Source organism: Microbacterium sp. NPDC058269, assembly GCF_042881445.1.
Lineage (GTDB): Bacteria > Actinomycetota > Actinomycetes > Actinomycetales > Microbacteriaceae > Microbacterium.
Genome location: NZ_JBHVXT010000002.1, coordinates 1 through 18,207 on the forward strand (window position 1 = coordinate 1; position 18,207 = coordinate 18,207).

Genomic DNA, 18,207 nt, shown 5'->3' on the forward strand with positions numbered 1-18,207 from the left:
CCGATGGTACTGCAGGGGGGACCCTGTGGGAGAGTAGGACACCGCCGGACTCCTTTTAGTCAAAATGGCCACCCATCGTTGGGTGGCCATTTTGCATTTACACGATGAGACGTCAACGCCGTTCACACGACGAGACCTCACACGAAGAGCCGCCCCGACCCCGGGGCGGCTTTTTTTCGTTCTACCGGGCCATTCTGTGTGAGAGTGGTAGGGACGTGTGACGTTCAGGGGGGGACAACAGTCATGAGCAACGCTGCGCCCGGTTGGTACACAGACCCGGAGGACTCTCGGTACCACCGCTGGTGGGACGGCCACCGTTGGACCGAGCACACGAACAGGCCGGTCGATACGGCACCAGCGCCGGCGCATCGCTCGGACGCGGATGTCGAGACTCCGCGCCCGAAGCGTCGTCGCGCACTGCTCTTCTCGCTCATCGGGGCTGCAGCCGCGGTCGCATTGGTCGTGGGCGGCATCGCTGTCGTGAACGGCATCAACTCGGGTGCCGGTCCCGGCGCGACGGTGGAAGCGGGTGGCTATGCCTGGGCGCCGACGACCTATCTCGACGTCGACGAGAAGTTCGAGATCCCCATGGACGTCGATCCCTACGCTCTCAGCGCTTCCCTCGGGGACGAGCGCAGCGGCACCCACGGGGTCGTCGACGTGTACATCGACAAGGACTTCACCACATCCCCTCTCTTTCCCGGCGTCACCTGGACGGAGTCCGACCCGCGGATCCTCGTGAGTGCACGCGACAGCAAGTCCTACAAGTGGAGCAACGACGTCGCAGATCTGACTGCCGGCCTCCTCGGCGACTACGTCGTGTCGGACGCGGGTGAGAACGAGTTCACGAACTGGACCGAGATGGACGCGCATTACATCGTCCAGCGGTACGACCGAGAAGGGAAGAAGCTCGACGTCCCGATCGTCCACACCGTCTCCTCCAGTCAGCGGCAGCAGCCGGATGGCCTTGGACCGATCGAGCTCCGTGCGGGCCCCGGGGACATGCCGGGCACCGTGGGGCTCTCCTGGTCAGAGCCTGCGGGCATGCCGGAGGGCAGCACCTATGTGATCCTCAAGACCGTGCCCGACTTCACCTCCATCGCCGGAGAGCCGGGCTCGGAGAACGTCCGGCTGGACGTGATCGCCGAGACGACGGAGACATCGTGGCAGCCGGCGCCGAGTGAGGAGAACGAGAGCAACTACATTCTCAATCGGGAGCTGCAGCTGTTCCAATCCGACTCCGTCGACGATGCCAACTTCTCCGGAGAAGCGTTCTCCTATGTCGGCGCGCCGCTGTCGAAGCTCTCGGTCATCGCCGTGTCGCCCGATAAGACCACGCGCACACCGATCGTGATCACGGACCTGGACTCGACCATCGGATCCTATCCACTGCACCGTGCCCTCAACCAGGCACGCGATCTCTTTCCGCCGGACTCGGGCGATCTCTCCGCGGCGCCGACGTGGTATCCGATCACCACTCTGAACGGCAACACCATGAAGATGCCGATCCGAATCGACGCCGGCGCCGTCGCGGTGAAGTACGAAGACAAGTGGAACATCGACGGGACGGGCGAGCACTACGCCTCGTTCCCCTACTCGGTGCTCGGAACCACGCTCACCGGCACGATCACCTCGGTGATGCCCGACGGGATGTCCGAGGCGGACTGGCACACCCAGGCCGTAGCCTTCGCGGAGGCGTTCAACCAACGGGCGACGCAGGAAGCCCCGCGGCTCGGCGATCGCGTGATCGTCGCGGACGACTCGATGTCGCTCGCGACCTACCGCAAGATGGATCCCGTCTCGGAGGTGCCGGAGTCTCCCTATGAGGTGTACGGCAGCAACGAGTTCACGACCTACATCGCCGAGCACATGCTCGCGGGGTCGGAATCGATCGATATCTCCGCGTATCTCGACAACTCGGCGTACCCCGCGGTCAGTGACGCCGCGATCGAGGCGTTGCTGCAGAACCCGATGGTCAAGATGTCGGTCGACACCTACCTCGCCGATGGGGATGCGCTCTACGTCGCGTACTTGCAGGACGATGCCGACCGCGACGCGGTGCGTGCAGAGGTCGACGCCCTGGCCGATGACGTCGTCGCCGAGGTCGTCGATGAGGGGATGACCGACACCGAGAAGGTGACCGCTGTGAACCAGTGGATCGTCGACAACATCGAGTACGACTATGCGGCGCTGCAAGCCCTCGAGGCAGGTCTGTCCATCGCGACGCCAGGCGCCGACATGCGCGTCTCCGATGCACGGGGTGGTCTGATCGACGGGAGTGTCATCTGCGGCGGATACACCGACACGTTCAACCTCCTCATCCGCAAGGCCGGCCTGGACTCGGTCTACGTGAGCGGCCGAGTGGAAGCGGGACTCCACGCCTGGAACCACGTGAAGGTCGACGGAGAGTGGAAGGCCGTGGACACGACGTGGAACGACGGCGGCGACCCCACGGAGTATCTGATGATCAACGAGTCGGAGTTCACCGGCACCGCCACGCGCGAGACACGAGACGGCTGGGCCCCGGCGCAGTTCCAGCACCTGTACGCGACGCCCTGATCCGTCAGCGCGCGAGACGCGCCTCGAGCGCGGCGGCTGTCGAGCGCACGGCGTCCACCAGGTGCTCCTCCGTCACGGCGTCGCCCGCCCAGGTCACGGCGACCGCGGCCACCGGCCAGCCGGCGTGATCGCGGACGGCGGCGCCGACCGAGCGCAGACCGTCTGCCACCTCGCTGTCCTCCGTCGCGTAGCCACGGGCGCGGACCTCACGCAGAAGCTCCCGGAGTTCCCGGGGCGAGCGCGGACCGAGTCCGGTGCGGTCGGGGAAGACCGACGCATCCGGATACAGCGCACGCACCTGCTCGCGGGGGAGCGCGGCGAGCATCGCCCGGCCTGAAGCCGTGAGGTGTGCCGGAAGCCGCACACCCACATCCGTCACCAGAGCGGGTCGTCGCGGCGCACGCTCCTCGACGATGTAGAGCACATCTCCACCGCTCATCACCGCGAGGTGCGCGCTCTCCCCCAGCCGGTCGGTGAGCGCCGCGACCAAGGGCCTGCCCCTCCGCGCGAGCGGCTGCTGTCGGGCATAGCCGCCCGCGAGCTCGAAGGCGGAGGTGCCGAGGCCCCAACGACGCTCCTCCCGCAGATGCAGCACGAACCCGTGCGAGGCCAGCGTGGTGAGCAGGTGGTACACCGTCGACCGCGGCAGCTCGAGCTCGCGGGCGATCGCCGACGCCGCGACCGGAGCGGGCCTGCCGGCGAGGTAGCTCAGGATACGGAGCGTGTTCTCTGCGGCGGGCACCTGCGTCGCCTCGGACTTGTCTGGGATCACAGACACAGCATCGCACGAACGGGTGTCCCTCACGACACGTCGGGTGTGGAATCGAACCATGACCGAACTTGCCCCCGTGCTGGTCGGAGCGGCTCCGCTGTCTCCCGCCGATGTCGTCGCCGTCGTCCGCCACAACGCTCCCGTCCAGCTCGACGCAGATGCCCTCGTTCGTGTGGCCGACACCCGACGCGTGATCGACGGCCTCGCGGCAGACCCGAACCCGCACTACGGCGTCTCCACCGGGTTCGGCGCCCTCGCGACCACGTTCATCGCTCCCGACCGCCGCCTCCAGCTGCAGGCCAGCCTGATCCGCTCGCACGCCGCGGGCACCGGCACCGAGGTCGAGCGCGAGGTCGTCCGCGGACTCCAGCTCCTGCGACTGCAGACCCTCGCCTCCGGGCGCACCGGCGTCCGTCCCGTCGTCGTCGAGACCTACGCCGCGCTGCTCAACGAGGGCATCGCCCCCGTCGTGCGGGAGTACGGATCGCTCGGCTGCTCCGGCGACCTGGCACCCCTCGCGCACATCGCCCTGGCCGCGATGGGCGAAGGAGACGTCCGCGATGCATCCGGCGCGCTGGTCCCTGCCGCCGAGGCCCTCGCCGCCGCGGGCATCGAACCGCTCACCCTCGTCGAGAAGGAGGGTCTCGCGCTCATCAACGGCACCGACGGCATGCTGGGCATGCTGGTGCTCGCGCTCCACGACCTCGAGACGCTCCTGCTCACCGCTGACATCGCCGCGGCCATGTCGGTCGAGTCGCAGCTCGGCACCGATGCCGTGTTCGCCGCCGACCTGATGGCACTCCGTGCGCAGACGGGTCAGGCCGAGTCCGCCGCCAACCTCCGCGCCTTCCTCGGCGACTCCCCCATGGTCGCGAGCCACAAGGGGCCGGACGACGGCCGCGTGCAGGACGCCTACTCCCTGCGCTGCTCGCCCCAGGTGCACGGTGCCGCGCGCGACACCCTCGCCCACGCCGCGCTGATCGCCGGCCGCGAGCTCGCCAGCGTCATCGACAACCCCGTCATCACCCTCGACGGACGCATCGAGTCGAACGGCAACTTCCACGGCGCTCCCGTTGCGGCCGTCCTCGACTTCCTCGCGATCTCGGTCGCCGACGTCGCCTCGGTCTCCGAGCGCCGCACCGACCGCGCCCTGGACCCGGCCCGTAGCCACGGACTCCCGCCGTTCCTCGCGGACGAGGTCGGCGTCGACTCCGGCCTCATGATCGCGCAGTACGCGGCCGCCGGAATCGTCTCCGAGCTCAAGCGCCTCGCGGTGCCGGCATCCGTCGACTCGATCCCGTCGTCGGCCATGCAGGAGGATCACGTCTCGATGGGATGGGCCGCCGCCCGCAAACTGCGGCGGGCGATCGACGGCCTCGGCCGTGTGCTCGCGATCGAGATCCTCACCGGCGCCCGCGCCCTCGACCTGCGCGCCCCGCTGCAGGCGGGACCCGCGACGGGTGCCGTGCGCGACCTGGTCCGCACCGTCGCTGCGGGCCCCGGCCCCGATCGCTTCCTCTCCCCGGAGATGGAAGCCGTCACCGCCCTCGTTCAGTCGGGCGACGTCGCCCGCATCGCAAAGGAGCACACTCATGGTTGAGAACGTCGCATCAGAAGCACCTGCATCCGACACCACCGCATCCGACACCACCGCATCCGACACCACCGCATCCGACGCTCCCGTGTCCGGGCCCCGCGTCGTCCGCGCCGCCCGGGGCAACCAGCGCACCGCGAAGAGCTGGGGCGCCGAAGCCGCGAAGCGGATGCTGATGAACAACCTCGACCCCGAGGTCGCCGAGCACCCCGAAGACCTGGTGGTCTACGGCGGCACGGGCAAGGCCGCCCGCAGCTGGGAGGCGTATGACGCGATCGTCCGCACCCTCGACGAGCTCGAGCCCGACGAGACCCTGCTGGTGCAGTCGGGCAAGCCGGTCGGTGTCTTCCGCACGCATGAGTGGGCGCCGCGCGTGCTCATCGCCAACTCCAACCTGGTGGGGGATTGGGCAACCTGGCCGGAGTTCCGCAAGCTCGAAGAGCTCGGCCTCATCATGTACGGGCAGATGACCGCCGGCTCCTGGATCTACATCGGAACCCAGGGCATCCTGCAGGGCACGTACGAGACCTTCGCCGCGGTCGCCCGCTCGCTCGGTCGCGACTCGCTCCGTGGAACGCTGACTCTCACGGGTGGAGCCGGCGGAATGGGCGGCGCCCAGCCGCTCGCCGTGACCATGAACGACGGGGTGGTGCTGGTCGTCGATGTCGACGAGTCGCGTCTCACCCGGCGCGTGGAGCACGGCTACCTCGACGAGTACACGACCGACCTCGATGCGGCCGTCGCCCGCGTCGTCGCCGCCAAGGATGCGGGGGAGGCCCTCTCAGTCGGTGTCGTCGGCAACGCGGCCGAGGTGTTCCCGGAGCTTCTGCGTCGCGATGTGCCGATCGACATCGTGACCGACCAGACCAGCGCGCACGACCCGCTCGCCTATCTCCCGCTCGGCATCGCCGTCGCGGACTGGAAGGCCGAGGCCGAGCGTGACCCCGAGGAGTTCACGCGCCGCTCTCGTGAGTCGATGGCCGCGCACGTCGAGGCGATGGTGGCTTTCCAGGATGCGGGGGCCGCCGTGTTCGACTACGGCAACTCGATCCGGGCCGAAGCGAAGCTGGGCGGCTTCGACCGGGCGTTCGAGTTCCCCGGATTCGTGCCGGCCTACATCCGTCCGCAGTTCGAGGAAGGGCGCGGGCCCTTCCGTTGGGCAGCGCTCTCCGGCGACCCCGAAGACATCTACAAGACCGACCGTGCGATCGCCGAGCTCTTCCCCGAAGACGCCGCCCTGCACCGCTGGCTGGAGAAAGCCGGCGAGAAGGTGCACTTCGAGGGACTGCCCGCGCGCATCTGCTGGCTCGGCTACAAGGAGCGCCACCTCGCCGGCCTCAAGTTCAACGAGATGGTCGCCTCGGGCGAGCTGTCGGCCCCGATCGTGATCGGTCGCGACCACCTCGACTCCGGTTCGGTCGCATCGCCGTATCGTGAGACCGAGGCGATGAAGGACGGATCCGACGCGATCGCCGACTGGCCGCTGCTGAACGCCCTGCTCAACACGGCATCCGGTGCGTCGTGGGTGTCGCTGCATCACGGCGGCGGCGTCGGCATCGGCCGCTCCATCCACGCCGGACAGGTCACCGTCGCCGACGGCACGGAGCTCGCGGCCGAGAAGCTCGAGCGCGTGCTGACGAACGACCCCGGCACCGGCGTGATGCGTCACGTCGACGCCGGATACGAGCACGCCCGTGAGGTGGCGCGCGAGCGCGGCCTGAACGTGCCGATGCTCTGAGAGAGTGTGGGCATGTCGACGCTCATCACGAACATCGCGGAACTGACCACCAACGTCCCCACGGGTGACGACATCACCGGAACCCTCACCGATGCCGCGGTTCTGATCGAGGGCGAGCGGATCGCGTGGGTCGGCGCCGCCGCGGAGGCGCCGGAAGCCGATGAGGTCGTGGACGCCGGGGGTCGCGCGGTGATCCCCGGATTCGTCGACAGCCACAGCCACCTCGTCTTCGGGGGCGACCGTGCCGTCGAGTTCGAGGCGCGCATGGCGGGGGAGAAGTACGCCGCCGGAGGCATCCGCTCGACCGTCGCCGCCACCCGCGCCGCGACCGACGACGAGCTGCGTGGGCGCCTGCGCGGCTTCCTCGACGAGATGCTCGCGCAGGGCACGACGACCGTCGAGATCAAGAGCGGCTACGGGCTGAGCGTCGCCAACGAGGAGCGCCTGGTGCGCCTGGCCGCAGAGGTGACGCCCGAGGTGACCTTTCTCGGCGCGCACGTCGTGCCCGCGGAGTACGCCGACCGTCCGGACGAGTACGTCGACCTGGTGGTCGGCCCCATGCTCGACGCCTGTGCGCCGCACGCGAAGTGGATCGATGTCTTCTGCGAGACCGGTGCTTTCACGGTGCCGCAGTCGCGGCGGGTGCTGGAAGCGGGCATCGCGCGCGGACTCGCACCTCGCGTGCACGCCAGCCAGCTCGGACCGGGAGAGGGGGTGCGTCTGGCCGTCGAGCTCGGCGCGGCGTCCATCGACCACGGCACATACCTGACGGATGCAGACATCAATGCGCTCGCCGGATCCGACACCGTGCTCACCCTGCTGCCGGGGGTCGAGTTCTCGACGCGACAGCCGTATCCGAACGCCCGACGTCTGATCGACGCGGGAGTGACCGTGGCCCTCGCCTGCGACACGAACCCGGGGTCGAGCTTCACCTCGTCGATGCCGTTCTGCATCGCGGTGGCCGTGCGCGACATGGGGATGACTCCGGCCGAAGCCGTCTGGGCGGCGACCGTGGGGGGCGCGAAGGCGCTGCGGCGCGATGACGTCGGCGTGATCGCGGCCGGCGCCAAGGCCGATCTCGTCCTGCTCGCGGCACCGACCCGCATCCACCTCGCCTACCGCCCGGGAGTGCCTCTCGTGCGCACCGTCTGGAAGGACGGCACGGCGATCGGCTGAGGCCACTCCTGAGCTTCTATGCCGCGCGGCGCATACGCAACGCGAACGCGATCCCTGCCAGGGCGATCACGACGACCCCGTACCCCACGCACACCGCTTCGAGGCCGACGACTCCGACGAGCGTGCCCGCGACGACCGCCGGCACCCCGAACGCGAGGTACGCCAGCAGGTAGATCACGGCGAAGGTGTCGGCCCGCTGCGTCGCCGGGATCCGCGGGGCGAGAGAAGCGACCACACCGGAGAACGCCGTACCGAATCCCATCCCGGTCACGGCCGCCGCGACGAGGTAGAACGGCAGCGAACCGAGGCTGAGCGCGATCAAGGACAGCAGGGTTCCGACCGCCAGTGCCGACGTGCCGAACAGCACCATCGACCGGGCCGCGATCATCCGGAGCGTGAACGCCGTCACGGCCCCGACCCCGGCGAGCAGCACGACACCGAGCCCTTGCCAGACGTGCGCCTCGCCGCCGAGCTCGCCTCGCACGATGTTCGCCCCGAGCGACAGGAACAGCCCGCCCGTCGCCCACCCCGCGATCACGGCCGGAGCGCCGCGCCAGAAGTCGGCCCGAATCGCGGACGGGATCGACAGGCGGAAGCTCAGCGATGCCCAGACGCCGGGCTTGCGGGGTGCAGTCTCCGGAACGAGGAAGAAGAGGGCTGCGAGCACGATGTAGGCCGAGCTCAGCGGTGCGAACACATCGAGCAGGGCCTCACCGCTGACATCGAGCATCACCCCCGAGGCGAGTGCCCCGAGCGCGAGGCCGATCCCCGGGCTGAGAGCGTTCCACAGGGCGGCGACCCCCGCCCGTCCGCCCGGCGCGAAGTCGAGCACCGTGGCCGACAATGCCGAGATGAGCAGGCCGCTCGCAACGCCTTGCAGGATCCGGGCGAGGAACAGCATCGCCACAGCATCCGCATGCCAGAACAAGAACATGCTTCCGGCGAGCAGCAGGAACCCCGCGATCACGACCGGGCGGCGGCCGACGTGATCCGAGAGCGAGCCGGCGGTGAGGAGGGTGAGCAGCAGCGCCACCGCGTAGACGGCGAACACCGCACTGATCACGATCGCGTCGAAGCCGATCTCCTGTGCGAGCACCGGGTAGAACGGCGACGGAGCACTCGCACCGACCATCATCAGGATCTGCGCGACGATCGCCAGGACGAACCCGAACCGGGCGCGCGCCCGCGGGGCGGTCGTCGGGGTGGTCGTCCGCGGGGGGACGGCGACGATCGGCTCTGTCGTGGTCATGGCGCCTCCTCATACGGTTCGAGAATCATCGAACTATCGGAGCGTACTCGCCATCCGTCGATTGTTCAACTATTCTCGAACTATGCCTGGCGATCTTCCGCACCCCGAGCGCTCCGAGATCCAGCTCACTGACGTGCTCTTCGCGCTCAGCGACCCCGAGCGCCTCGCGATCGCGCGCCAGCTCGCCGACGGGCCCCTCGACATGGCTGCCTGCCACGCCACCGACCCCAACCTCCCGAAGTCGACCAAGTCGCACTTCATGAAGGTGCTGCGCGAAGCGGGCGTCATCCGCAACGAGCCGAACGGGCGTCGCCGGATGCTGACCCTGCGGCGCGATGACCTTGACACGCTCTTCCCCGGGTTGCTCGACTCGGTGCTGTAGGCCTCGCGGATCCCGCCGTCACGTTTGAGATACGTTCGCGGTCGTCGCGTGTGCGGGCGGATAGTGTGCCTTCATGAAAACTCGGCACGTCGCTGCGGTGCTGCTCCTCGCGCCGCTGCTCGCGCTCACGGCGTGCACCCCGGGCGCAACCGGAACTCTCGGTCTGCTCCGGCAGGAGGACGGCTCCCTCGAAGTGCTCGTGCGCCTCTGTCATGGGTCTGTCAATCTCCTCAACCTGCGAGCCATCAACTCGTTCCCTCCAGACTCTGAACTCGGATCTCAGCCAGAGGACAACGGGTGGCGAAACGTCAAGGCCAGGGAATACCCGATGCCTGCGCCGATCGTGGGCGATGCCGAACTCGCCATGCCGTTTCGGGAGAGAACCCTCGGCTCGGATGTGCTCTTCCTCTTGACGGCCTACGGCGACGACGGGGAGAACGCGGTCTCGGGTCAGTTCGGAGCGAGTGAGCTGGCGGGCGTGCGGCCTGGTGAAGTGTTCACGCCCATCGGGATGTTTGCATCCGACATCTGGGATTCGTCCGACGACCCGATCGTGAGTCGCGAGGAGTTCGAGCGTTTCGCTGACGACTTCTGTTCGTGACGGTCGGCGCAGGGGAGGGGCGACGCTGCCGTTTTCGCGCCTGAGCACTCAGTGCTTGTCCTTCACGAAGAGTGAGTGTACAGTCACTCATATGTCCGCCACGCGCAGTTCGATCCTCTCCACGGCAGACGCCCGCAAGCCCCTCGTGGCCGCGGCGGCGCTGGCGGCGTTCGCGCGCGGCGGGTATCACGGCACCACCGTCGCCGACGTCGCACGCGAGGCCAAGATCTCGCCGGCTTACGTGTTCAAGCTCTACTCCGGCAAGGAGGCGCTGTTCGTCGTCGCGCTGGAAGCGTGCTTCGAAGCGATCGTCGCCGCACTGGAAGAGGGGGCGGACGCAGCGGGTGACACTTCGCCCGAGGGCATCCTCGACGCGATGGGGGATGCGTACGCGCACCTCATCTCCGACCGGAAGCTGCTCATGCTGCAGGTGCACGCGCAGTCGGTGGCCGAGATCCCCTCGATCGGCGAGGCGCTTCGTGCCGGGCTCGAGCGTGTCACGACATTCGCGAAGACCCGTTCGCGAGCGGACGACGACGATGTGCAGCGGTTCATCGCCTATGGACAGCTCTGTCACTTGATCGTCACCACCCAGCTCGACGGGCGCCCCGGGGAATGGGTCGCCCTGCTCACGAAGGGGATCGCGCACCCCGGCTGATCCGACGCCAGAGCGGATCCCACTTTGCATGCCCTCAAGAGTGAGTGAGCAATCACTCATTTGAGAGGAATCCGGACACGAACTCCGAACAAGAACCCCGAATAAGAACAGGAGCACCTCATGACCACTCTCACTCCCACGACCACCGCGGCCGGCCCTGGCGCCGCAGCGCGCAGTTCTCGTCGCTGGCTCGCCCTCAGCATCCTCGCCCTCGCGCAGTTCCTCGTCGTGCTCGACGCCTCGATCGTGAACATCGCCCTCCCCGTGCTCGGCCAACAGCTCGGGATGGACACCACCGCCCTCGCCTGGGTGATCACCGCCTACGTGCTGGCGTTCGGCGGTCTGCTCCTTCTCGGCGGGCGCCTCGCAGACCGCTACGGGCACCGCCGCATCTTCCTGATCGGGACCGCCGGCTTCGTTGCCGCATCCGCGCTCGCCGGCCTGTCCTTCTCGAGCGAGATGCTGCTCGGCGCCCGTGCGCTGCAGGGTGTCTCGGCCGCACTCCTCGCCCCCGCCGCACTGGCGCTGCTGGCCCACCTGTTCCCGAACGACGAGGAACGCACCAAGGCTCTCGGTGTGTGGGGCGCCGTCGCGGGCATCGGGTCGGCAGCCGGTGTGCTGCTCGGCGGAGTGCTCACCGCGACTCTCGGCTGGCAGTCGGTGTTCTTCGTCAACGTGCCGGTCGGCGCGCTCGTGTTGATCGCGATCCCGATCCTCGTCACCCGCGATGGTGTGCGTGCTCCCGGGCGTCTCGATGCCGCGGGTGCCATCACGGTCACGGCGGCGCTGGTCGCGCTGGTCGGTGCTCTCAGCGCGGTCGAGCAGCTCGGCTTCGTGCATCCGCTGCCCCTCGTGCTCCTCGTGGCGGCACTGCTGCTCGGTGCCGCCTTCGTGGTGATCGAACGCCGCAGCCCGGAGCCTCTCGTTCCGCTGTCGGTGTTCCGCAACCGCAACCTCGCTCTCGGCAACATCGTGATGGTGCTCGGCGGTGCCGCGATGGTCGCCCTCTTCTTCGCCCTCTCCGTCTACATGCAGGCCGTGCTCGGCTACGACGCTCTCACCGCGGGTCTCTCACAGCTGCCTCTCGCCGGCGTTCTCGTGCTCGTCGCCGGCGGCGCTGCCGCCCTCATCGCACGCCTCGGCGCCCGGCCGGTGCTGGCGGGGTCTCTGCTCGTCCTCGCCGGAGGGCTCACCTGGCTCGCCGCCGCTCCATCCGACGCGCAGTTCTTCGCGCAGCTGCTCGGACCGACCCTCCTGATCGGCGTCGGGCTGGGCGGCGCAGTGGTGGCGACGACCCAGCTCGCCGTCGACGGCGTCGACGGGGGAGAGGCCGGGCTCGCCGGCGGCCTGATCAACACGAGTCAGCAGATCGGTGGAGCAGTGGGGCTCGCCGTGCTCGGCACAGTCGCGGGGTTGCGCACCGCTGCACTTGCGGCGGACGGAGCTTCTTCCGCGGTCGCCCTCACCGGCGGCTTCTCCTGGCTCTTCCTCGGAGCGGCGGGGCTGGCGGTTCTCGGGGCGGCGATCGTCGCGGTCTGGGCTCGGGACTGAGTTCGACGGCGACGGATGCCCCTGGGGCCGCGCGCGTGCCCAGGGGCTTGCCGCTTCTGCGGGAAAGCAGAATAGCAATATGATCTCCACAAACACTGTCTAATTGCCAAGGTTGAACCGCGATTCGGCATGCGATCTGTGGCCCGATTTGGATCGGGTGCCACGCCGGGCGGATACTTCTGGCACCCGAACCGTGTCATCCGGTGGGGAATCGACATGCAACCAACCTCTTCTCTCGCGCCAGGAACGACCATCGCCATCGTCGGCGCCGGCCGTCTCGGACGTGTGCTCGGGCGGGCCCTCAGGTCCGCCGAGATCGAGGTGCTCGGCCCGGTCGGACGCCATGAACGGATCCCGGATGCAGACATCGTCCTGCTCTGCCTGCCGGATGCGGCGATCCCGGATGCTGCCGTCGCCGCCCGTCCGCATGCGCACCTCCTCGGGCACGTCTCCGGCGCGACTCCGCTCACGGACGTGGACTTCAGCCTCCATCCGCTGCAGACCTTCACCGGCACGGAAGGGCCCGAGGTGTTCCGCGGCATCGGTGCCGCGATCGCCGGCCGCACGCCCGCAGCCCGCGAGGTCGCGGAACAGCTCGCCGTCGCCGTCGGTGCGCGTCCGTTCGAGGTCGACGACGCACACCGCGCGAGCTATCACGCGGCCGCGTCCTTCGCCTCGAACTTCGTCCTCACGGTCCTGGATGCGGCGGAAGGCCTGGCCTCGGCGGCGGGCATCGCCCATGACGAAGCACGGGCACTCCTCGCCCCGTTGGTGCGACAGGCGGTCGAGAACTGGGCGACGAGCGGCGCTGCCGCTGTTCTGACCGGACCCATCGCCCGCGGAGATGAGGCGACCGTCGCACGTCAACGGGCGGCTGCCGGAGAACTCGACCTCGACGATCTGTTCGACGCGCTCGCCGCAGCTACCCGTACGATCGCCGCCCGTCCCGCCGCCGCACACCCCTCCACCGCACACGCCACCGCCGCAACCGAGGAGTCGCACGCATGAGGATCCTCCGCACGATTCCCGAGGTCCGGGCCGCGGTCCGCGACGCCAGGGCCGAGAGCAAGACGGTCGGCCTCGTGCCCACGATGGGTGCATTCCATGACGGTCACCTGTCGCTCATGAAGGCTGCGCGCCGAGAGTCCGACTTCGTCGTCGTCTCGCTCTTCGTCAACCCGACCCAGTTCGGCGCGAACGAAGACCTCAGCGCCTACCCTCGCGATGAGGCGCGAGATGCTGCGCTCGCCGAAGCCGAGGGCGTCGACATCCTCTTCGCCCCCTCCCCTTCAGAGATCTACCCCGACGGTTTTGCGACGAACATCCACGTCGCGGGTCTGACCGATGTTCTCGACGGCGCGAGTCGTGGGGCGCACCATTTCGACGGCGTCGCGACGGTCGTCACCAAGCTGTTCGGGATCGTCCGACCGGACACCGCCTACTTCGGACAGAAGGATGCGCAGCAGGTGCTCGTGGTGCGCCGAGTCGTACGCGACCTCGACCTCGACGTGCAGATTGTCCCGTGCCCCATCGTGCGGGAGGTCGACGGGCTCGCGATGAGCTCGCGCAACGTCTATCTCGATGCGGGTGCGCGCGCGCAGGCGACCGCGCTGAACCGCGCCCTCGACGCCGGCTCCGCGGTGTTCGAGGCGGGGGACCTCAGCGCTGGGAGCATCCTGACCGCCGCGCGTGACGTGCTCGGTGACGCCGGGATCGACCCGGAATACCTCGAACTCCGCGACGCCGAGACGCTGCGCCCCCTCGCCCGCGTCGACCGGGATGCCCTCCTTGCGGTCGCCGCCCACGTCGGTGCCGCCCGTCTGATCGACAACCACGTCTTGCGCGTCGCCGACGCCTCGGACCCCACCGACACGGAGGTCAGCGCATGAGCGCACATGTCGCTCCCCGCACGCGCATCACCCTCGCCGCTCTCGCCGCGAAGAAGGCAGCAGGCGAGCCTATCGTCATGGTCACCGCCTACGACCATCCGAGTGCGCAGATCGTCGAGGCGGCCGGCGTCGATGTCGTGCTCGTGGGGGACTCCGCGGCGATGACCGTGCTCGGCTACGACAGCACGGTGCCGGTCACGACCGACGAGATGCTCATGCTGACGAAGGCCGTGCGGCGCGGACTCGCTGCCCCGTTGCTCGTCGGCGACCTGCCCTTCGGGTCGTACGAGGCCTCGGACGAACTCGCCATCGCGACCGCGCAGCGCTTCATCAAGGAAGCCGGCTGCGACCTGGTGAAGATCGAGCGCGGAGGGACGACGGTCGATCGCGCGCGGGCACTCGTGCAGGCGGGGATCCCCGTCGTCGGGCACGTCGGCCTCACCCCGCAGACGGCTACCGCGCTCGGGGGCTACCGTGCACAGGGGCGCACCGCCGAGGCCGCGCTCGCCGTGATCGACGACGCTCTGGCGCTGCAGGATGCCGGGTGCTCGATGCTCGTGGTCGAGGCCGTTCCCTCCGAGGTGACCGCCGCCCTCGTGCCGTTGCTCGACATCCCCGTGATCGGCATCGGAGCCGGAGCCGAGGCCGACGGACAGGTGCTCGTGTTCCACGACCTGCTCGGTCTCTACGACGGCGGTGCCGCCAAATTCGTCAAGCGCTATGCCGAGCTGCGCACTGCCGCGATCAGGGGCGTCGAGGACTATGCGGTCGAGGTGCGCGGTGGCGTCTACCCTGCGCCCGAGCACGGATACTCCATGACGGAGGGGGAGGCCACGCGCCTCCAGGAGCTGCTCGCGAGGCGCTAGATCACGAGGTCCAATGACTCGTCGTGGTCGTATCTCTCCTGCACTGCCAGACCGCTCGAGGACTTCTCGACAGTTCGTGATTCAGTGGCGGGAGGCGGGCTCAGTGGCGATCTAGCGTTGCCCGGATGAACCTCTCAGAGCACGTCCACGTCACGTGGGCACTTCACGTCGAGATGTCGGTGGCCGAGCGGCCGGAGCTCACACGGGTCATCGGCGTGCCGCGCGACGCCCCCTCCTACTGGGTCGTCGAGGCGTACCGCCTGAGTCTCGGACTCGAACCCGAAGGGCCCGAGCCCGAAGAGGGAGCTGATCCGCCACCGCTCATCGATCTCGTGCCCTGGCGGTGCGAGAAGCAGCAGGTGTCGATTCCCGGTGTCGCCGAAGCGGTCGACGTGACGATCAGGGGGCCGTTCCAGACCACGATGGGCGATCCACGGGTCGCTGTCGTCGAAGCGGGCGGCGACCCGAGCGACGAGAGATTCGCGACAGCGGGTTGGCAGGTGCAGCGCCCACCGTTCCGGGCGGAGCATGTGGCGTTCGAACTCGCGCAGCGCTTCGGTCTGGTGCAGCCGCGTCTCGACTCGATGACTGTGGGAAGGTTCGGCGATGGCCTGCACTCCTTCTCCCCGCTCGCCGCGCTGTGCGAGTCACTGCCCCCGGTCCGTCGACTGGCCCTTCTCGCGCACCTTGAAAAAACGGGGCTGATCGACGCCGGAGTGCCGGATGCGGAGATCGTGGATGCGGCGACCGTAGATGGGGCGACCGCGGAGTCGGCGACGGCGGGACTTCGGATGCTCGTCGCGCGAATCGGCTCTGACGGCGTCGAACAGGATCCGTCGGACGGGTGGCTGCCCCGCGCGGTCGTCTCCGAAGCCGTGGACGCCCTCGACTGGTCCGACGCGACCCCCGACCTCCCCGATCCCGTCGAGGCCCTGGTGGTGGTCGCGCGACGGACGAAGGCGGTGCGCCGGCTGCGCGGTCGCGTGGTGGTCACGCACCTCGGGCATGCGCTGGCGAGCGGGGACGTGCGCGCGTTCCGCCGGATCATCGACGTCGTGCGAGCGATCGGGCGTGAGGGGCTGATCCCCAGTGGTCAGCCGCGCAAGGTCACCCTCGCCCTGTTGGCTGTCGCCGATGGGTCGGCCGCAGCCTTCGACGAGCTCCCGGAGGTCGTCGAGCGCGGTGAGGCCGCGGTAGCAGAGGGGCGCGGTGGCGGGGCGAGGTCCTCCGAGTGGTCGCTGCGTTCGCATCGGGAGAGCGGCGCGCGCCGCGGGAGTGGGGAGCGGTATGCCGTGCAGCGGGTAGTCGAGAGCCTCTGCGCGCTGTCGTCGCCGGCAGAGTTCGGATCGATCACCCCGGCGATGCGCGCCGTCGCGCGCGCGGCGCTGCGATGACCTCGCTGCTGCGGGGAGGTGCTCCTCTTGGCGGTGCTCGATGCGCGAGTGGTGACCGTGGCGGCCGGGGAGGGCGCCGTCAGTGGCGCCGCGCGAGGGCGCGGAGCCGGCGTGCGGCGCGCCCGGCGAGGTCTTTCATGCGTCCGCCCGGCCACTCGCGGCGAAGCTCGACGGTGCCATCGTCTGCAGCCACGAGGGTGCAGGTTCGGCCGGCGAGCAGCGGCGACCGTCCGGCGCGGGCGAGAACGGCGGGTGTGGCTTCCAACGGGGTCTCGAAGGTCCAGCCCGCTCGCCGGACCTTCACGGTCAGTGCCCCTCCACGGGACTCGTCGTTCGGGCCGAACACCTTCACGGGATCGATCGATACACGGGCAGCATCGAGGGTGCGGGGGTGCCGGCCTCCGATGCGGAGCTCCGCACCGGTCTCCCCGTCCGTGAGGAAGAGGTCTACCCGGTCGTTGCGAAGCTCGCGGTCGGCGACGAGGAGGTTCTCCGGCAGGCCGCCGATCGCCGAGACGGGGAGAGAGATGAGGCGTGTGACCTTCTTGGAACCCGCGACCGCACCCTCGGTTCCCACGGTCTTCGGTGCCTCGACCGTGGACTCGAACACGAAGGCGTCATGGCCATCCCTCGTGAGGGTCACCCGGAGCGTGAGGTGCAGGCCGCCTCCGCGAGACCAGCGGGCCTCGGTCACCACGGCGCGACAGGCGATCTCCGTCTCGAACCGGGCAAAGGCCAGCAGATCGTCGCGACGTTCCGCCCGGAGCAGCGCTGCGCGGATCCGGTGCGGGAAGCCGAGGCCGGCGTCGACTCCCGGGCCGAACTTCTTCTGCACCAGGGGGGTGACCACATCGAGCAGGCGATCACGGTAGTCGTCGGGGTATCGGACCATCTGCCGACCGGAGAGGCGTTTCAGAATCTTGCCGCGGAACCAGTGCCGCAGGAGTCGGTCGCGCAGCTTTCCCGGTTCTGTGTTCGCCTCGACGAGGTCGAGCACCGTCTCGAGGTGAGGGAAATACGATTCGGGATCGATGCGGGAAGAGCTCGCGCTGCCCGGCTCTTTGACCCAGGCGTAGCAGGGTTCGCTCGCCAGGATCGAGATCGTCGATGCCGCGAAGTACGCCTGCATCACGAACAGGTGATCCTCCAGCCGCACCTTGCCCTCGGGGAATCGGATGCCGTTGGCCCGCAGGAACGAGGTGCGGAACATCTTGTGCGGAGTGAGCATCTCGAGAAGCGGATCGGATCCGAGCACCGCGCGGGGGACATCGTGGCTGAAGATGCGACTCGGAAGGCGACGGCCGATGCCGACCTCCTTGCCGACGATCACATCGGACGCGTGCAGGTCGGCGTAGTCGCACAGCTTCTCGAGGGCGCGATCGAACAGGTAGTCGTCCTGGTCGACGAACTGCACGTACGTTCCGCGAGCGGCCTCGACCCCGTGGTTGCGGGGCATGCCGGGCCAGCCGGAGTGCTCGAGCGACAGCACGCGCACGTGGGGTCGGTCGCGGGCGATGTCGGCGAGGCGTGCACCCGTGGGCTCGCCGGAGCCGTCGTCGCACAGGATCACCTCGAACGACGAGGTGCCCAAGGTCTGGCGATCGAGCGACGCGATGAGGTCGTCGAATGATGGTCCGGGTCGGAACACCGGGACGACCACGCTCACGCGGATGGTGCCCGCGGTGCTGCTGCTGTTCTCCGGCCGATCGCTCTGTGACAAACGTCTCACTCCCCCAAGTCGACAATTCCCCGAGCTAAACACTTCTTCCTGTGTGCGT

General features: G+C 68.9%; 15 protein-coding genes. 12 read left to right on the forward strand and 3 right to left on the reverse strand.

Annotated elements, in window-relative coordinates; translation table 11 throughout:
* The first annotated feature begins 243 nt into the window (after window positions 1–243).
* On the forward strand, window positions 244–2,559 hold the full coding sequence (locus ACFVWL_RS08250) for a DUF2510 domain-containing protein (protein WP_387180971.1): 2,316 nt from the start codon (window positions 244–246) through the stop codon (window positions 2,557–2,559).
* A 4-nt stretch (window positions 2,560–2,563) separates the two neighbouring features.
* Here the strand turns inward: ACFVWL_RS08250 and ACFVWL_RS08255 are convergent, their stop codons facing one another.
* Complete coding sequence (locus ACFVWL_RS08255; protein WP_387183573.1) at window positions 2,564–3,301, reverse strand: IclR family transcriptional regulator; 738 nt, start codon at window positions 3,299–3,301, stop codon at window positions 2,564–2,566.
* An 88-nt stretch (window positions 3,302–3,389) separates the two neighbouring features.
* Here ACFVWL_RS08255 and hutH point away from each other — a divergent pair, with 88 nt between their 5' ends.
* The 3 genes from hutH to hutI are packed head-to-tail and all read left to right on the forward strand — an operon-like array spanning window position 3,390 to window position 7,839.
* Window positions 3,390–4,931 carry a histidine ammonia-lyase gene (hutH, locus tag ACFVWL_RS08260; protein WP_387180974.1) on the forward strand — a complete coding sequence of 514 codons (1,542 nt, stop codon included), beginning with the start codon at window positions 3,390–3,392 and terminating at the stop codon, window positions 4,929–4,931.
* Window positions 4,924–6,663: a urocanate hydratase gene (gene hutU / locus ACFVWL_RS08265; RefSeq protein WP_387180977.1), complete on the forward strand. Its 1,740-nt coding sequence runs from the start codon at window positions 4,924–4,926 to the stop codon at window positions 6,661–6,663. Before hutH ends, hutU begins: the two co-directional genes overlap by 8 nt.
* A 12-nt stretch (window positions 6,664–6,675) precedes the next feature.
* On the forward strand, window positions 6,676–7,839 hold the full coding sequence (gene hutI, locus ACFVWL_RS08270; RefSeq protein WP_387180980.1) for an imidazolonepropionase: 1,164 nt from the start codon (window positions 6,676–6,678) through the stop codon (window positions 7,837–7,839).
* Window positions 7,840–7,855: 16 nt separating this feature from the next.
* Here the strand turns inward: hutI and ACFVWL_RS08275 are convergent, their stop codons facing one another.
* Window positions 7,856–9,088: an MFS transporter gene (locus tag ACFVWL_RS08275; protein WP_387180983.1), complete on the reverse strand. Its 1,233-nt coding sequence runs from the start codon at window positions 9,086–9,088 to the stop codon at window positions 7,856–7,858.
* Window positions 9,089–9,170: 82 nt separating this feature from the next.
* On the opposite strand from ACFVWL_RS08275, the gene ACFVWL_RS08280 reads away from it, so the two are divergent.
* The 8 genes from ACFVWL_RS08280 to ACFVWL_RS08315 all read left to right on the forward strand — a co-directional run bounded on the left by ACFVWL_RS08280 (window position 9,171) and on the right by ACFVWL_RS08315 (window position 16,429).
* Window positions 9,171–9,470 carry an ArsR/SmtB family transcription factor gene (locus tag ACFVWL_RS08280; protein WP_387180986.1) on the forward strand — a complete coding sequence of 100 codons (300 nt, stop codon included), beginning with the start codon at window positions 9,171–9,173 and terminating at the stop codon, window positions 9,468–9,470.
* A gap of 73 nt (window positions 9,471–9,543) precedes the next feature.
* On the forward strand, window positions 9,544–10,071 hold the full coding sequence (locus ACFVWL_RS08285) for a hypothetical protein (protein ID WP_387180988.1): 528 nt from the start codon (window positions 9,544–9,546) through the stop codon (window positions 10,069–10,071).
* A 91-nt stretch (window positions 10,072–10,162) separates the two neighbouring features.
* Window positions 10,163–10,729, forward strand: a complete 567-nt coding sequence (locus ACFVWL_RS08290; RefSeq protein ID WP_387180990.1) for a TetR/AcrR family transcriptional regulator — start codon at window positions 10,163–10,165, stop codon at window positions 10,727–10,729.
* 120 nt (window positions 10,730–10,849) lie between these two features.
* Window positions 10,850–12,280 carry a DHA2 family efflux MFS transporter permease subunit gene (locus tag ACFVWL_RS08295; RefSeq protein ID WP_387180993.1) on the forward strand — a complete coding sequence of 477 codons (1,431 nt, stop codon included), beginning with the start codon at window positions 10,850–10,852 and terminating at the stop codon, window positions 12,278–12,280.
* Between the two features lie 216 nt (window positions 12,281–12,496).
* Window positions 12,497–13,288 carry a DUF2520 domain-containing protein gene (locus ACFVWL_RS08300; protein WP_387180996.1) on the forward strand — a complete coding sequence of 264 codons (792 nt, stop codon included), beginning with the start codon at window positions 12,497–12,499 and terminating at the stop codon, window positions 13,286–13,288.
* Window positions 13,285–14,169, forward strand: coding sequence for a pantoate--beta-alanine ligase (gene panC, locus ACFVWL_RS08305; protein ID WP_387180998.1), 885 nt, complete (start codon window positions 13,285–13,287; stop codon window positions 14,167–14,169). The genes ACFVWL_RS08300 and panC overlap by 4 nt, the downstream gene beginning before the upstream one ends.
* Window positions 14,166–15,035 carry a 3-methyl-2-oxobutanoate hydroxymethyltransferase gene (panB, locus tag ACFVWL_RS08310; RefSeq protein ID WP_387181000.1) on the forward strand — a complete coding sequence of 290 codons (870 nt, stop codon included), beginning with the start codon at window positions 14,166–14,168 and terminating at the stop codon, window positions 15,033–15,035. The genes panC and panB overlap by 4 nt, the downstream gene beginning before the upstream one ends.
* Window positions 15,036–15,160: 125 nt before the next feature.
* On the forward strand, window positions 15,161–16,429 hold the full coding sequence (locus tag ACFVWL_RS08315) for a hypothetical protein (RefSeq protein ID WP_387181002.1): 1,269 nt from the start codon (window positions 15,161–15,163) through the stop codon (window positions 16,427–16,429).
* Between the two features lie 79 nt (window positions 16,430–16,508).
* On the opposite strand, the gene ACFVWL_RS08320 is transcribed toward ACFVWL_RS08315, so the two are convergent.
* Window positions 16,509–18,158 carry a glycosyltransferase family 2 protein gene (locus ACFVWL_RS08320; protein WP_387181005.1) on the reverse strand — a complete coding sequence of 550 codons (1,650 nt, stop codon included), beginning with the start codon at window positions 18,156–18,158 and terminating at the stop codon, window positions 16,509–16,511.
* Window positions 18,159–18,207: the final 49 nt, after the last annotated feature.